14 protein-coding genes are annotated in these 14444 nt (G+C 61.4%); 10 read left to right on the forward strand and 4 right to left on the reverse strand.

The window, feature by feature from the left end:
* A partial coding sequence (locus VF436_RS09635) for a dihydroorotase (protein WP_330903801.1) occupies positions 1-1242 on the reverse strand: 1242 nt, incomplete at its 3' end.
* Complete coding sequence (gene yidD, locus VF436_RS09640; RefSeq protein WP_414649832.1) at positions 1232-1492, reverse strand: membrane protein insertion efficiency factor YidD; 261 nt, start codon at positions 1490-1492, stop codon at positions 1232-1234. The genes VF436_RS09635 and yidD, both read right to left, overlap by 11 nt.
* A 123-nt stretch (positions 1493-1615) precedes the next feature.
* Here yidD and dksA point away from each other — a divergent pair, with 123 nt between their 5' ends.
* Positions 1616-2743, forward strand: coding sequence for an RNA polymerase-binding protein DksA (dksA, locus tag VF436_RS09645; protein WP_414649833.1), 1128 nt, complete (start codon positions 1616-1618; stop codon positions 2741-2743).
* A 140-nt stretch (positions 2744-2883) separates the two neighbouring features.
* Here the strand turns inward: dksA and VF436_RS09650 are convergent, their stop codons facing one another.
* Both VF436_RS09650 and cysS read right to left on the reverse strand, forming a co-directional pair.
* Entirely contained in the window at positions 2884-3318 is a 435-nt protein-coding gene (locus VF436_RS09650; RefSeq protein ID WP_330903803.1) for a SufE family protein, read from the reverse strand.
* A gap of 312 nt (positions 3319-3630) precedes the next feature.
* Complete coding sequence (gene cysS, locus VF436_RS09655) at positions 3631-5004, reverse strand: cysteine--tRNA ligase (protein WP_330903804.1); 1374 nt, start codon at positions 5002-5004, stop codon at positions 3631-3633.
* Between the two features lie 180 nt (positions 5005-5184).
* Here cysS and VF436_RS09660 point away from each other — a divergent pair, with 180 nt between their 5' ends.
* The 9 genes from VF436_RS09660 to proS all read left to right on the forward strand — a co-directional run bounded on the left by VF436_RS09660 (position 5185) and on the right by proS (position 14425).
* Complete coding sequence (locus VF436_RS09660) at positions 5185-5748, forward strand: glycine zipper 2TM domain-containing protein (protein WP_330903805.1); 564 nt, start codon at positions 5185-5187, stop codon at positions 5746-5748.
* A 493-nt stretch (positions 5749-6241) separates the two neighbouring features.
* A complete protein-coding gene (locus tag VF436_RS09665) occupies positions 6242-7249 on the forward strand; it encodes an N-acetylornithine carbamoyltransferase (protein WP_330903806.1) in 1008 nt (335 codons plus the stop codon).
* A gap of 4 nt (positions 7250-7253) precedes the next feature.
* Positions 7254-7892: an FMN-binding negative transcriptional regulator gene (locus tag VF436_RS09670; RefSeq protein WP_330903807.1), complete on the forward strand. Its 639-nt coding sequence runs from the start codon at positions 7254-7256 to the stop codon at positions 7890-7892.
* On the forward strand, positions 7873-8337 hold the full coding sequence (locus tag VF436_RS09675; RefSeq protein WP_330903808.1) for an OsmC family protein: 465 nt from the start codon (positions 7873-7875) through the stop codon (positions 8335-8337). Before VF436_RS09670 ends, VF436_RS09675 begins: the two co-directional genes overlap by 20 nt.
* A 36-nt stretch (positions 8338-8373) precedes the next feature.
* Positions 8374-9582, forward strand: a complete 1209-nt coding sequence (locus VF436_RS09680; protein ID WP_330903809.1) for an argininosuccinate synthase — start codon at positions 8374-8376, stop codon at positions 9580-9582.
* 19 nt (positions 9583-9601) lie between these two features.
* Positions 9602-10702, forward strand: a complete 1101-nt coding sequence (locus tag VF436_RS09685) for an acetylornithine deacetylase (RefSeq protein WP_330903810.1) — start codon at positions 9602-9604, stop codon at positions 10700-10702.
* A gap of 70 nt (positions 10703-10772) precedes the next feature.
* Positions 10773-12092 (forward strand): acetylglutamate kinase, encoded by a 1320-nt coding sequence (locus tag VF436_RS09690; RefSeq protein WP_330903828.1) that lies wholly within the window; start codon positions 10773-10775, stop codon positions 12090-12092.
* A gap of 12 nt (positions 12093-12104) precedes the next feature.
* Positions 12105-13061, forward strand: coding sequence for an N-acetyl-gamma-glutamyl-phosphate reductase (argC, locus tag VF436_RS09695; protein ID WP_330903811.1), 957 nt, complete (start codon positions 12105-12107; stop codon positions 13059-13061).
* Positions 13062-13084: 23 nt separating this feature from the next.
* A complete protein-coding gene (gene proS, locus VF436_RS09700) occupies positions 13085-14425 on the forward strand; it encodes a proline--tRNA ligase (RefSeq protein ID WP_330903812.1) in 1341 nt (446 codons plus the stop codon).
* Positions 14426-14444 lie beyond the last annotated feature (19 nt).

The following is a 14444-nucleotide window of genomic DNA, read 5'->3' on the forward strand; positions in this document are numbered from 1 at the left end:
ACTGCTGAAGGTCTCACCTTCAAAAGGGGACCAGCCGCATTTGGAAAGCACCTCTTCGCGGCGTACGGTGTGGGGTTTGCTCGGATCCACCAGCACCAGATCGGCGGCGTAGCCTTCGCGCAGGAAACCGCGCTCGTGCACATTGAACAGCTTGGCAGGCGAGTGCGTCACCGCCTCGACCACGCGCTCGAGCGTGAGCTTGCCTTCGAAGACACGTTGCAGGGCCGCTTGCAATGCGAATTGAACCAGCGGCAGGCCCGACGGCGCCTTGTCATAGAGCTGCCCCTTTTCCTCAAGCAGGTGCGGGGCATGATCCGTCGCCAGCACGTCCAGCCGGCTGTCGGCCAATGCCTGGGTAATCGCTTCTCGGTCCGACGCATCCTTGATGGCCGGGTTGCACTTGATCAGGAAACCCAAGCGCTCGTAATCCTCAGCCGAAAAATGCAGGAAGTGCACGCAAGTCTCCGCAGTAATCCGCTTGCTTTCAATCGGCCCGGGCTGGAACAGGGCCAGCTCGTCGGCGGTAGAAATGTGCAAGACGTGCAGGCGACTATTATGTTTCTGCGCCAGCGAGATCGCCAGGCGGGTCGACTTGATACATGCCTCGCGCGAGCGGATCAAAGGGTGTTCGCGTGCAGGGATGTTTTCGCCGTATTTCTCGCGCGCCTTGGCATGCAGCGCATCGATCATCGGTGTGTCTTCGCAATGGGTGATGATTGGCGTGGGCGCTTCACGGAAGATGCCATTGAGCACGTGCGGATCATCCACCAGCATGTTCCCGGTCGAGGCGCCCATGAACACCTTCACCCCTGGGGCGGCCCTGGGATCGAGGGCGCGGATCGCCTCGAGATTGTCGTTGCTGGCTCCCATGTAGAAGGCGTAATTGACGGCTGACGTCTCGGCACCGCGGGCGTACTTGGCCTCAAGTGTCTGGCGGTCGAGCGCGGGTGGCCTGGTGTTGGGCATTTCCATAAAGCTGGTGATGCCGCCAGCGGCGCAGGCGCGTGACTCATGGGCGATGTCCGCTTTCTGGGTCAGGCCGGGTTCGCGAAAGTGCACCTGGTCGTCAATCATGCCAGGCAGCAGCCACAGGCCGGAGGCGTCAATCACCTGCTCCCCTGGCCGCGCATCCAACGTTCCGGCAATCACATCGATGCGGCCTTGCCTGATGCGCAGGTCGGCGTGGAAACGGCGGCCTTCGTTGACCAGTTCGGCGTTTTTGATCAGCCAGTCAGTGGGCATGTGGTTCTCCAGGGGATCGGCAACGGCGGAAGGTAAAGTGCTCCGGAACGGGGTCCAGGCCACCCTCGCAGAGGGGTTGGCAGCGCAGGATGCGCCAGATCGCAAGCAGGCTGCCACGCCACGGACCAAAACGCGTCACGGCGTCCCGGGCATAATCGGAACAACTGGGGTAGAAACGGCAGCGCTGGCCCAGCAGGGGGCTCAACCAACGCTTGTACAAACCCAGGATTAGAAGTATCAGTCTGGTCACAATGTTTCACGTCGCCGAGACAGAATTCGGCGCTTATTGGCTAAGTATTCCAGAAGCCAGGTTGCCGGTGTGGGATACATGGGCTATAACAGCCGGCCGCCAAGGCCAAAACGGTGAAGGGATATGGCGAAAACGACGCGTAGTGCTCCACCCGCCAAAGCGCAGAAAGGGAACGTTGTGCCCAAAGCGAAGGGAACGAAGGCCAGCAAGTCAACCAAAGTCGTCGCCAAGGTCGCGTCGACAGCGAAGAGCGCTGCCAGCAAGGCGCCTGCCAAAGCCACCAAGAAAGCCGCAGCGCCCGCCAAGGCGGCTGCCGTGAAGAACGCGCCCGCCAAGAAAGCCGCTCCCGTGACCAAACCCGTAACCAAGACTGTTCCCAAACCGGCTGCCAAGCCTGCCGCCAAGCCTGCCGCGCCTCCCAAGAAGGCTGCGGCCAAGACCGCCAGCGCTCCGAAAGCAGCGTCGGTTAAAGCGCCAGCAAAGGCGGCACCGGCCCCCGCAGCCAAGCCCGCCCCGGCCAAGACGGCTAGCAAAGCCGTCGCGGCGCCGAAATCCGTGCCGGCCGCCAAGCCTGCCGGAACGCCACCCCATGAGCCCAAGGCTGCGCCGGCCTCCAAGGCCGCGGCGCCTGCTGCCAAGCCCGTATCCGCGCCTGTCGCGTCCAAGGAAGGCAAGGTTGCGAGCGCCATTGGCGCCGCCCCTGCCAAAGTTGCCTCGGCCACGGCTCGCCACACCTCCCTCACGAAGCAGAAGACCTCGCAGTCCTCGATGAATAGTTCAGCAACACTCGACAACGGTATTACCAAGGAAGACGGCCGCTACGCGTTGCCGTCCACGACCCACATTGACCTGCCCGCCGGCTATCGTCCGTCCAGCGACGAGGAGTACATGAGTCCGCGGCAACTGGCTTTCTTCCGCAACAAGTTGCGCGATTGGCGTGACCAGTTGGTAGAGGAGTCCCGCCAGACCATGGAGAACCTCCGTGACGAAGTGCGTGATGTCGGCGACGAAGCCGAGCGTGCCACTCGCGAAACGGAAAACTCCCTGGAACTGCGCACCCGCGATCGCTACCGCAAGCTGATCTCCAAGATCGACAAGGCCTTACGCCGGATCGAGGAAGGTCGTTACGGTTACTGTGAAGAGACCGACGAGGAAATCGGCGTGGAGCGCCTCGAGGCGCGTCCCATCGCCACCCTGTCGCTCGATGCGCAGGAGCGTCGCGAGCATCTGCAGAAGCAGATGGGCGACTGAGGTCGCCAGCCGCGATTGGCAAATGAATCCTGGAGCCCGCCTCGTGCGGGCTCCAGCGTTCAAGCAGTGGGTGAAAAGGAGCGAGGATCAAGCGTCGCGAACAGATGCTCTGGCTCGCTTCTCCGCACTGATTTCTCTCTTCATTGGCCCGCCAGGGCGGCAGCGTAAGCCTTGATCTTGACCAGCATCGCGGCCAAGCCGTTGGAGCGTGTGGGTGAAAGATGTTTGGCCAGCCCGATGGCATCGATGAAGCGAGGCTCGGTGGCGACGATGTCCTGCGCCGAGCGGTCAGAGTAGACCCGTAGTACCAGAGCGATCAGGCCAGACACGATAGCCGAATCGCTGGTAGCGACGAAGTGCAGCTTCTGCGCGTCGCCGCTGGGCACCATCCACACCATGGACTGGCAGCCGAGGACGCGATTTTCCTCGGTTTTCCATGCTTCGGGAAAGGGCGGCAGGCGTTTGCCCAAGTCGATGAGGTACTGGTAGCGCTCGGTCCAGTCGCTAAAAAACGCGAATTCGTCGGCGATTTCCTGCTGGGCCTGCTCAGCGGGGGAGGTTGTGGCGGTAGTCATCGGCCTATTATCGCGCGATTGGTGAGCCAGACGGACACTTTGGGGCAACCTGTCGCTGCTGACGCAGGTCGGTAGGAAAGGGCACAAGTCCGTGACTCGCCGCAGCCCGTCGGTCTGTGAACAGTCAATGCAACCTCACGGATCCCAAAAGGCTCAAGTTCTGCGATTGCTCCGCCGATCATGGCCGATCTGGTCTTGAATCCGCTTGGCTCCATGGAGCAGGTGGGGAACCGGCGCCTTCTGAGGTCGCCCTCGTCTATTGCCACGCGCCAAGCCAAAATGCGCAACGGCCTCCCCGAAACGGCGCACCAGCTATTTCACCAACTGCCATCGCGCGCCTTGGGCACCGTCCTCGATCGCAATGCCCCGGGCGGCAAGCTCGTCGCGAATCTGGTCGGCACGCTTGAAGTCGCGTGCCGCGCGCGCTGCCTGGCGTTCGGCGACCAGGGCATCGATCGCTGCCGCGTCGGTGTTGCCAGAGTCTCCCTTGAACCAGGTTTCCGGGTCTTGCTGTAGCAGGCCGAGCAGGGCGCCCCCGCCGAGCAGGGCAGCCTTGGCGGCGCCGCGCCCAGCTGGCGTGGCAGCGCGGGCGGCATTGGCCAGTTGCGACAATTCGGCCAGGGCCTGAGGAGTATTGAGGTCGTCGCAAAGGGCCGCTTCGACGGCCGCCGCGGCGGGCAAGGTTCCCTCCACGGGCACGTCGGCCAGTTCGCGCAAGACGCGATACCAGCCATCCAGGGTGCTGACGGCCTGGGCAATGGCTGCATCGGACCAGTCCAGCGGCTGGCGGTAGTGGCCGCGCAACAGGAACAGGCGCAGCGCCTCGGCCGGATATGTCTTCAGCAATTCGTGCACCAGCAGCACGTTGCCCACGGACTTGGACATTTTGCGGCCATCGACGGTCAGCATGCCGTTGTGTACCCACCAGCGGGCGAAGGTCTTGCCGCCATTGGCGCAGGTGGACTGGGCGACCTCGTTCTCGTGATGCGGAAACAGCAGATCCACACCGCCGGCATGGATATCGATCGTGTCGCCCAATTGCGCCTTGCACATGGCCGAGCACTCGATATGCCAGCCAGGACGGCCGCGGCTCCATGGACTGTCCCAGCCCGGCAGCTCCGGCGTGGAGGGCTTCCACAGCACAAAATCGCCGGGATCTTGCTTGTATGGCGCGACGTCGATACGAGCGCCGGCGAGCAATTCCTCGGGGTCGCGGCCTGAAAGGTGGCCATATTCAGGGTAGGAGCCAACGCGGAACAATACGTGCCCCTCGGCCGCGTAGGCGTGACCGGTGGCGATTAATCGCTCGCACATGGCGATGATCTGCTCGATATGCCCGGTCGCATGCGGTTCGATATCCGGCGGCGCGATGCCCAGGCCGGCCATGTCGTCGCGGTAGGCCTGCGCAAAGCGCGTCGTGATCGTGCCAATGGGCACGCCAGCGTCCAGGGCGGCAGCATTGATCTTGTCGTCCACATCCGTGATGTTGCGGGCATAGACCACGCCAGCGTAGTGGCGCCGCAGCAGCCGGGCCAGAACGTCGAAGACCACGGGGCCGCGTGCATTGCCGATATGCACGTAGTTGTAAACCGTGGGCCCGCAGACATACATCGTCACCCGATTCGGGTCCTGCGGGGTGAAGGTGTCCTGACTGCGAGTCAGGCTGTTATAGAGCGAAATCGGCATGAATAGGTGTCCAGGCTTCCAGCGTACGAGCTGAACGAAAAAAGAAGCGGTCGGGCATCTTAACAACATGTGAGCGAACCAATACACGCCCCTTCGATCTAAGCGTGTATTCAGTGTGAATTTGCTGGAATGACAACCAGCGAAGAACCGCCTTTTACGTGCAGGATTTCGGAGGTCGTCATGACCAAACTGTTGTTCCCCACCCTGGTGCTGGCCCTGACGACGGTCACGGGCAGTGCTTTCGCGCAGAGCGCGCGCTATCCCAATGATCCTCCGCCGCCTCCCGGGGCCGACGGTGGTGCTGCGCACTACGGCTGGGCCGACGTGCTACGCGTTGACCCGGTCTATGGCGTGGCTCGCACCGAGGTGCCTCGTCAGGAGTGCTACGACCAGACCGTAGTCCAGCAGGAGCCCAGTCGAGGCAGCGCCGCAGGCACCATCCTGGGTGCGGTCGTGGGTGGCGTGCTCGGCAGCACCATTGGAAGGGGCGACGGCCGCAAGGCGGCAACGGTAGTCGGTGCCGTGGCAGGCGGCGCCGTCGGTAACAATGTTTCGCGCAGTCCGGGTGGCCAGTACGAGACTACCGAGACCCGCTGCCGCCAGGTCAGTTCGGTCAGCGAGCAGCGCCGCATCATGGGCTACGACGTGGAATATCGCTATCGTGGCGAGGTCTACATGTCCCGCCTCAACTACGACCCAGGTGAGCGCCTGCGTGTTCGTGTGAACGTCTCGCCGGCCGATTGAGCTCAGCCGCATGAGGTCCACCTGCCGCCGCCTTCGGGCGGCGGTTTGCGTTGTGGTGCTGCCTGGAGAGGGGAGAGGGGTCATGGGCGCGCGAAAGCCGCACTCAGCGCAAGCCTGGGCAGGCGGTCAACCATGCGCTGGCATGAAGTCTGCGGCGTTCGATCTTGCGCCTTCGGCTAATGCTCCGGCATCTGCCTTGATCGTTGAAGTGGGCGAGGCGTCCAGGCCCGGCCTCAACGCCGTTGTTGCACGGCAGCGAAAATCCCGTCATGATGGTGGTTCAACCCTGGAAACCCTGATGTCCACAGCCGTCTATACCGCTAACGTCCTGACCAGTGCCCGCATGGCCGCTGGGATGACATCGCGTGCTCGCCGACCGCTGAACCGACATTCGGCCGGGTAGGCTGTCTCACGCGTTTAACGTGAATAGACGACAAAACCCGGCCTGAGAGCCGGGTTTTTTGTTTTTCTGGATTGGGGATTTGGAAACGTCATGAGCATTCGTCACTTTCTTACCACGCAGGACTACAGCCGCGCCGAGATCGACAAGCTGCTGGAGCAGGCGGCCGCGTTCAAGCGCTCGCCGCGCGGGCAGCATATGGCCGGCAAGTCCGTGGCCCTGCTGTTCTTCAACCCGTCGATGCGTACGCGTACCAGCTTCGAGCTTGGCGCCTTTCACTTGGGTGGGCATGCGATTGTGTTGGCTCCCGGCAAGGACGCGTGGCCAATCGAATTCGACGTTGGCACTGTGATGGACGGTGATACCGAGGAGCACATCGCCGAAGTGGCACGCGTATTGTCGCGCTACGTTGACCTGATCGCCGTGCGCGCCTTTCCCAAGTTCCAGGACTGGAACGTCGACCGCGAAGATCGCGTCATCAAGTCCTTTGCGCAGTACGCCACGGTGCCGGTGATCAACATGGAAACGATCACCCATCCCTGCCAGGAGCTTGCGCATGCGCTGGCGATGAAGGAACACCTTGGCGACCTGCGCAATCGTAAGTACGTACTCACCTGGACGTACCATCCCAAGCCGCTCAACACGGCGGTGGCCAATTCGGCGTTGCTGATTGCCACCAAGATGGGTATGGACGTGACGCTGCTGTGTCCCACGCCCGATTATGTCCTCGATGATCGCTACATGCAGGCCGGCTATGAGAATGCCAGGGAGAACGGCGGTTCACTGCGTGTCAGTCATGACATTGAGGAGGCCTATCGAGGTGCCCACGTAGTCTACGCGAAGAGCTGGGGGGCGCTTCCGTTCTTCGGCAAGTGGGAGCAGGAAAAGCCGATCCGCGATGCGCACAAGCATTTCATCGTCGACGAGGCCAAGATGGCCCTGACTGACCACGGCCTCTTTAGCCATTGCCTGCCATTGCGTCGTAACGTGAAGGCTACGGATGCCGTGATGGATTCGCCGGCATGTATTGCTATCGATGAAGCCGAGAACCGCCTGCATGTGCAGAAAGCGGTGATGACATCCCTGCTGGGCGTCTGCTGAATCGATGTATACGCCACGCGCCTTTGCCGAATACCGGAGCGACATATTGCATGCGCTGATGCGCGTGCATCCGCTCGCCACGGTCATTGTGCAAGGGCCGAGTGGCATGGCGATCAACCATCTGCCGTTCGAGTTCATCGATGGCCAGCTTTGCAGTCATGTCGCACGCGGCAATGAACTGGCCGATTGCGATGGCCGGTCCGTGTCGGTCGTGTTCCATGGACCGCAGGGTTACGTCAGCCCCAACTGGTATCCGAGCAAGCGTGTGACCGGGCGTGACGTACCCACCTGGAATTACGCGGTGGTGCATGTACACGGGTGCCTGCGGGTGATCAGCGATCGGGTCTCTCTGCGTCGATGGCTGGTGGCGCTGACCGATCGCCATGAAGCTGACCAGTTCGAGCCCTGGCATGTCGATGATGCGCCGGCCGATCACGTCGAGAAAATGCTCAGCGCCATTCGTGGCATCACGATCGATGTCGAGCACATCGAAGGCAAATTCAAACTTAGTCAGAACCAACCCGAGGGCAACCGCCGTGGGGTGGTCGAAGGTCTTCGTCAGCGCAACGCTCCGGGCGATGCGCAACTGGCGCAGTGGATGAATCTCATCGAGGAATCACAGGATGGGCAAGAACCTGCATAACTACAGCATTGGTGTGCGCTGGACCGGCAACCGTGGCGAGGGTACGCGCGGCTATACCAGCTACGGCCGTGACCACGAGATCCGGGCAGAAGGCAAGCCGGTGCTTGCCGGCTCGGCCGATCCTGCTTATCGCGGCGACGCCAGCCGCTACAACCCCGAGGACATGCTGGTCGCTTCGTTATCGACCTGCCACATGCTCTGGTATCTGCATCTGGCCTCTGACGCGGGCATCGTGGTGACGGCGTATGAGGACGATGCCGTGGGTACGCTCGATACCAGTACTGCCAAAGGGCATTTCACCCAGGTGCTGTTGCGGCCACGCGTGACCATCGCCGCAGGCGACGCACAACAAGCCGCAGCCTTGCATCACGATGCCCACGAAGCTTGCTATGTCGCCAATTCCATGAATTTCCCGGTGCGCTGTGAACCGCGCATCCTGACCTGATCTCCGCCCGACCGTTCCCAGGAATCCATCAAGACCATGAGCAAAGACATCGTTCTCGCCTTTTCAGGCGGTCTGGACACCAGCTTCTGCGTACCGTATCTCAAGGAGCGTGGCTGGTCCGTGCATACTGTGTTCGCCGACACCGGTGGCGTTGACGCCGAGGAGCGTGCGTACATCGAACAGCGCGCACAGGAATTGGGCGTGACCAGCCACGTGACGGTCGACGGCGGCCCGGCGATCTGGGACGGCTTCGTCAAGCCGTTCGTGCAGGCGGGTGAGGGATACCAGGGTCAATATCCACTATTGGTGTCGGATCGTTACCTGATTGTCGACGCTGCCATCCAGCGCGCGGCCGAACTCGGCACGCGTGCGATCGCACACGGTTGCACCGGCATGGGCAACGACCAAGTGCGTTTTGACCTTGCCGTGAAAGCGCTGGGCGATTACGAAATCGTTGCACCGATTCGTGAAATCCAGAAAGAGCATACGCAGACCCGCGCCTATGAGCAGAAATACCTGGAAGAACGCGGCTTCGAAGTGCGTTCCAAGCAGAAGAGTTACACCATCAACGAGAATCTGCTTGGCGTGACCTTGTCCGGTGGCGAGATCGATCATTGGCAGACTCCGGGCGAGGGTGCGCGCGGCTGGTGCAAGCCGCGCAGCGAATGGCCGTCCGAGAAGCTCAGTGTCACCATCGGTTTCGAGCAGGGCGAAGCCGTTTCGCTCAACGGGCAGAAGCTTGCCGGCGCCAAGCTGTTGCAGCAGTTGAACCAATTGTTCGCGCCGTATGGTGTGGGCCGTGGCATGTACACGGGCGATACCACCATCGGTCTCAAGGGCCGCATCGTCTATGAGGCGCCTGGCTTGATCTCCCTGCTTGCCGCACACCGTGCGCTGGAAGAGGCGGTGCTGACCAAGCAGCAAAATCGTTTCAAGCCGGACGTGGCGCGCAAGTGGGTCGAGGTCGTGTACGAGGGTTTCTACCACGATCCGATCAAGACCGATCTCGAAGCGTTCCTGGCTTCCAGCCAGCAGTGCGTTACAGGTGAAGTGGTGCTGGAAACCACGGGTGCACAGGTTACTGCCGTCGAAATCCGATCGCCGCACATCCTCAATGCCAAGGGCGCGACCTATGCCCAGTCCGCCGATTGGGGCGTGGCCGAGGCGGAAGGTTTCATCAAGCTCTTCGGCATGAGCAGCACACTGTGGGCCGAAGTCAACCGCAACGATTCCCACCGACGATAAGAACAAGGAACCCGACTCCATGAATGCACTGTTGGACGCCACCCTCAAGCATCTCGCCGCGCTGGTCAGTCACGACACGCGCAACCCGCCGCGCGAGATCGGTACGGGCGGAATCTTCGATTACCTGCGCGCCAACCTGCCGGGATTCGACGTGACGGTGACCGATTTCGGTGCCGGCGCGGTCAATCTCCATGCGGTACGCGGCAACCCGAAGTACCTGTTCAACGTGCATCTGGATACGGTGCCGGATTCGCCACACTGGACGCAAAATCCGCATGAGCTGAAGGTGACCCAGGATCGCGCCATCGGCCTGGGCGCCTGCGACATCAAGGGGGCTGCCGCTGCGCTGGTGGCGGTAGCCAACGCGACGCAGGGCGACATGGCCCTGCTCTTGTCCACCGATGAAGAAGCCAACGATGCGCGCTGTATCGATGGTTTCCTCAAGACCAAGCCCCGGTATGAGGCGGTGATCGTTGCCGAGCCGACCAAGGGAGAGGCCGTACTGGCGCATCGTGGCATCCATTCGGTGCAGATGCGTTTCAAGGGGCGTGCCGGGCATGCGTCGGGAGAGCAGAAAGCGTCCGACAGCGCCTTGCACCAGGTCATTCGCTGGGGCGCCGCTGCATTGGATTTCGTCGCTGCGCAATCGCATGAGCGTTTCGGTGGCCTTACGGGCCTGCGCTTCAACATTGGCAAGATCGAGGGTGGTATCAAGGCCAATGTGATCGCGCCGACCGGCGATGTGCGCTTCGGCTTCCGTCCGCTTCCCTCGATGAATGCCGACCAGATGCTGGAGCGCTTCCGTACCCTGGTCGAGCCGTATCCGGTCGAATATGGCGAAACCTTTCGCGGCGACTCGCTGCCAGCCGGCGATACCGCGACTGCGGAGACGCGTCGATTGGCTGCACGAGACCTCGCCGACGAGCTAGGCATCCCGGTCGGCAATGCCGTGGACTTCTGGACCGAGGCAGCCCTGTTCTCCGCCGCTGGCTACACCTCCTTCGTCTACGGCCCGGGCGACATTGCCCAGGCGCATGCCGCCGATGAATGGGTGGCGCTCGATCAATTGCAGCATTACGCACAAACCATCTACCGGATCATCGATCGTGGACAATCTTGAAACCTCCGGGTACGACCATTCCCGGCTCGAAAAATTCAGCGAAGCCTTGAACCTCGGAGCCGCGTCCACCATGAGCAGCGAAGCCAAGACACGCAAGACCATCGTGCGCCTGCTTTCGAGCATGGGCAGCGCGAAGGAAATCCAGCAATACCTCAAGCGCTTCTCCCAACTGGATGCCAAGCGTTTCGCGGTGGTGAAGGTTGGCGGCGCAGTATTGCGCGATGACCTGCCGGCGTTGACGTCATCGTTGACGTTCCTGCAGCAAGTCGGCTTGACGCCGATCGTGCTGCATGGCGCGGGGCCGCAGCTGGACGAGGAGCTCTCCGCCGCGGGCATCGAGAAGCAGACCATCAACGGCCTGCGTGTGACTTCGCCGCAGGCGCTGGCGATCGTGCGCAAGGTATTCCAGGAACAGAACCTGCGCCTGGTCGAGGCCTTGCAGGGCATGGATACGCGCGCTACGTCGGTACCCTCTGGCGTCTTTACCTCCGAATACTTGGATCGCGACATCTACGGCCTGGTTGGCAAGGTCAGCAGCATCAACCTCGCACCCATTGAGGCGAGCCTGCGTGCCGGCTCCATTCCGGTGATTGCGAGCCTCGGCGAGACGGCCGAGGGCCAGATCCTCAACATCAATGCCGACTTTGCCGCCAACGAACTGGTGCGCGTGCTGCAGCCGTACAAGATCGTCTTTCTTACCGGCACGGGCGGCTTGTTGAATGACAAAGGCAAGGTGATCGATTCGATCAACCTATCCACTGAATTCGATCACCTGATGCAGCAGCCATGGATCAACGGCGGCATGCGTCTGAAGATCGAGCAGATCGCCGACCTGTTGGCTGATCTGCCGTTGACATCCTCGGTGTCGATCACGCGTCCTTCGGAACTGGCCAAGGAGCTTTTCACGCACAAAGGCTCGGGTACGCTGGTGCGCCGCGGTGAAAAAGTGCTCACGTTCGATAGCTGGGAAGGTGTCGACCTGGATCGCATGAAGACGTTGATCGAGTCGAGTTTCGGTCGTGAACTGGTTGCCGATTACTTCCAGCGCACCACGCCATACCGTATTTATGTCAGTGAAAACTATCGTGCCGCGATGATCCTGACCCAGGAAGAGGGGCTGGCCTACCTGGACAAGTTCGCCGTGCTCGACGATGCGCAGGGCGAGGGCCTGGGGCGTGCTGTGTGGTTGGTGATGCGCGAGGAAAACCCACAATTGTTCTGGCGTTCGCGCCATGGCAATGCTGTCAATCCGTTCTACTACGCCGAGTCCGATGGCTGCCTCAAGCAGGAGCGCTGGAAAGTGTTCTGGTATGGGCTGGGAGAGGATTTCGCCACCATCGCACGATGCGTCGCGCATTGCGCCACGCGCAGGCCGACCCTGGTCGATTGAAGAGAAATGCCCATGTCCGAGAAGAAAAGTATTGGCATCGTCGGCGCCCGCGGTCATACCGGCGCCGAGTTGATTCACCTGATTGCCCATCATCCGGCGCTGGAGCTCGTGTTTGTCTCTTCACGCGAGCTGAACGGCCAGTCTGTCGCCGATCACATCGCCGATTTTCATGGCGAACTGCGCTATGCCAGCCTTGATCCGGCAGGCGTGGCCTCGCGCAAGGCCGATGTGGTCATCCTGGCCTTGCCCAATGGCAAGGCCGCGCCTTACGTGGAAGCCCTGGAGGTCGTGGCGCCCGATACGATCGTGCTCGACCTCTCGGCAGACTATCGTTTCGAAGAGCGCTGGTACTACGGTTTGCCGGAGTTGACTCGTGAACGCTGGCGTGGCGAGCGCAAGATCAGCAATCCCGGTTGCTACGCCACGGCGATCCAGCTGTCGATCGCGCCGGTGAAGGACCTCCTGGCCGCTCCGCCGGTGTGTTTCGGCGTCTCGGGTTATTCCGGTGCGGGAACCACGCCATCGGACCGCAACGATCCGGAAAAGTTGCGCGACAACCTGATGCCATACTCGTTGACCGGTCATACGCACGAGAAGGAAGCTAGCCGTCACCTTGGGCTGCCGGTGGAATTCCTGCCCCATGTGGCGCCACATTTCCGCGGCCTCACCGTGACAACCAACCTGTACCTGGCGCGACCGGCCAAGCTCGATGAGATCGTTCAGCGATATCGTCATCGCTATGAGCATGAGCCGCTCATTACCGTGCAGGACGATGCGCCCTGGGTGAGCAGGATCGCAGGTAAACACCATGTGGAAATCGGCGGCTTTGCGCTCTCCGTGGATGGCAAGCGCCTGGTTACCGTGGCCACGTTGGACAATCTGCTCAAGGGAGCGGCCACCCAGGCCATACAGAATATCAACCGTGCGATTGGTGTGCCCGAATTGACGGGTATTCCTCTCAGAGACTGATCGCCGAACGCGCAGGACATCCCATGCGTCTATCACGCTATTTGCTGCCTACATCGAAAGACAATCCCGCTGAGGCACAGATCGCCTCGCATCGCCTGATGTTGCGCGCTGGCCTGATTCGCCAGGAGGCAGCGGGCATCTACGCCTGGCTGCCGCTGGGCTTGCGTGTGCTGCGCAAAGTCGAGGCCATTGTGCGCGACGAGCTTCATCGCGCCGGTGCCGTTGAACTGCTGATGCCCACACTCCAGCTTGCCGATCTGTGGCGCGAGAGCGGGCGCTATGACGCGTACGGGCCGGAAATGCTACGCATTCGTGATCGTCACGAACGCGAATTACTATACGGTCCAACGAATGAGGAAATGATCCACGAGATCTTTCGTAGTACGGTTCGCTCCTATCGCGACCTGCCGATGAACCTGTTCCAGGTGCAATGGAAGTTTCGCGATGAGCAACGTCCGCGCTTTGGCGTCTTGCGCGGTCGCGAATTCCTCATGAAGGACGGTTATTCGTTCGACCTGGACGAAGCGGGTGCGCGAAAGTCCTACCAGCAGATGTTCGTGGCCTACCTGCGCATGTTTCGCCGCATGGGCATTACGGCCATTCCCATGCGAGCAGAGACGGGCCCCATCGGCGGTGATCTGTCCCACGAATTCATTGTGCTTGCCGAGACGGGCGAATCGGCGGTCTATGTTGATCGTGACATGTTGTCGCTGGACGTGCCTGGTGATGACATTGATTATCGTGGTGATCTCGATGCATGGGTCGATGCCTGGAGCGTGCCTTATGCAGCGACCGAGGACGTGCACGAAGCCGCGCGTTTCGAACGTGAGGTGCCACCCGAGCGACGTGTGCGCACTCGCGGCATCGAGGTGGGGCAAATCTTCTATTACGGTGCCAAGTACGCTACGCCGATGCGTGTCCTGGTCACTGGCGCCGATGGTATCGAGCGCCCGATTCACGGCGGCTGCTACGGTGTAGGCGTTTCGCGCCTGCTGGGCGCGATCATCGAGGCGGGGCATGACGAGCGTGGCATTGTATGGCCGGACGCGGTTGCTCCCTTCCAGGTCGGTCTTGTCAATCTGCAACAAGGCGATGAGCAGGTCGATCTGGCCTGCGAGGCGTTGTACAAGGAGCTTCAACGCGCCGGCATCGACGTTTTATACGATGACCGCGATGAGCGCGCCGGTGGCAAATTTGCCACGATGGACTTGATCGGTTTGCCATGGCAACTCGTGGTGGGTCCGCGCGATCTCAAGCAGGGGATGGTTGAGCTCAAGCGCCGGGCCACTGGCGAGCGTGAAACCTTGCTCATCGATACGGCGCTGGCCAAATTATTGAAGGATGCGCATCGCGCATCCATCTAAAAGCATTGCATTCCTGAGG

This window comes from Dyella sp., assembly GCF_036384435.1.
Lineage (GTDB): Bacteria > Pseudomonadota > Gammaproteobacteria > Xanthomonadales > Rhodanobacteraceae > GSA-30.

What these genes read in the sequence shown, in the direction of transcription:
- cysS (WP_330903804.1), bottom strand. Translation starts at nt 5,004, where the DNA reads ATGCCGATTTCGCTCTATAACAGCCTGACTCGCAGTCAGGACACCTTC.
- VF436_RS09685 (WP_330903810.1), top strand. Translation starts at nt 9,602, where the DNA reads ATGAATGCACTGTTGGACGCCACCCTCAAGCATCTCGCCGCGCTGGTC.
- VF436_RS09660 (WP_330903805.1), top strand. Translation starts at nt 5,185, where the DNA reads ATGACCAAACTGTTGTTCCCCACCCTGGTGCTGGCCCTGACGACGGTC.
- proS (WP_330903812.1), top strand. Translation starts at nt 13,085, where the DNA reads ATGCGTCTATCACGCTATTTGCTGCCTACATCGAAAGACAATCCCGCT.
- argC (WP_330903811.1), top strand. Translation starts at nt 12,105, where the DNA reads ATGTCCGAGAAGAAAAGTATTGGCATCGTCGGCGCCCGCGGTCATACC.
- dksA (WP_414649833.1), top strand. Translation starts at nt 1,616, where the DNA reads ATGGCGAAAACGACGCGTAGTGCTCCACCCGCCAAAGCGCAGAAAGGG.
- VF436_RS09665 (WP_330903806.1), top strand. Translation starts at nt 6,242, where the DNA reads ATGAGCATTCGTCACTTTCTTACCACGCAGGACTACAGCCGCGCCGAG.
- VF436_RS09690 (WP_330903828.1), top strand. Translation starts at nt 10,773, where the DNA reads ATGAGCAGCGAAGCCAAGACACGCAAGACCATCGTGCGCCTGCTTTCG.
- VF436_RS09670 (WP_330903807.1), top strand. Translation starts at nt 7,254, where the DNA reads ATGTATACGCCACGCGCCTTTGCCGAATACCGGAGCGACATATTGCAT.
- VF436_RS09680 (WP_330903809.1), top strand. Translation starts at nt 8,374, where the DNA reads ATGAGCAAAGACATCGTTCTCGCCTTTTCAGGCGGTCTGGACACCAGC.
- VF436_RS09650 (WP_330903803.1), bottom strand. Translation starts at nt 3,318, where the DNA reads ATGACTACCGCCACAACCTCCCCCGCTGAGCAGGCCCAGCAGGAAATC.
- VF436_RS09675 (WP_330903808.1), top strand. Translation starts at nt 7,873, where the DNA reads ATGGGCAAGAACCTGCATAACTACAGCATTGGTGTGCGCTGGACCGGC.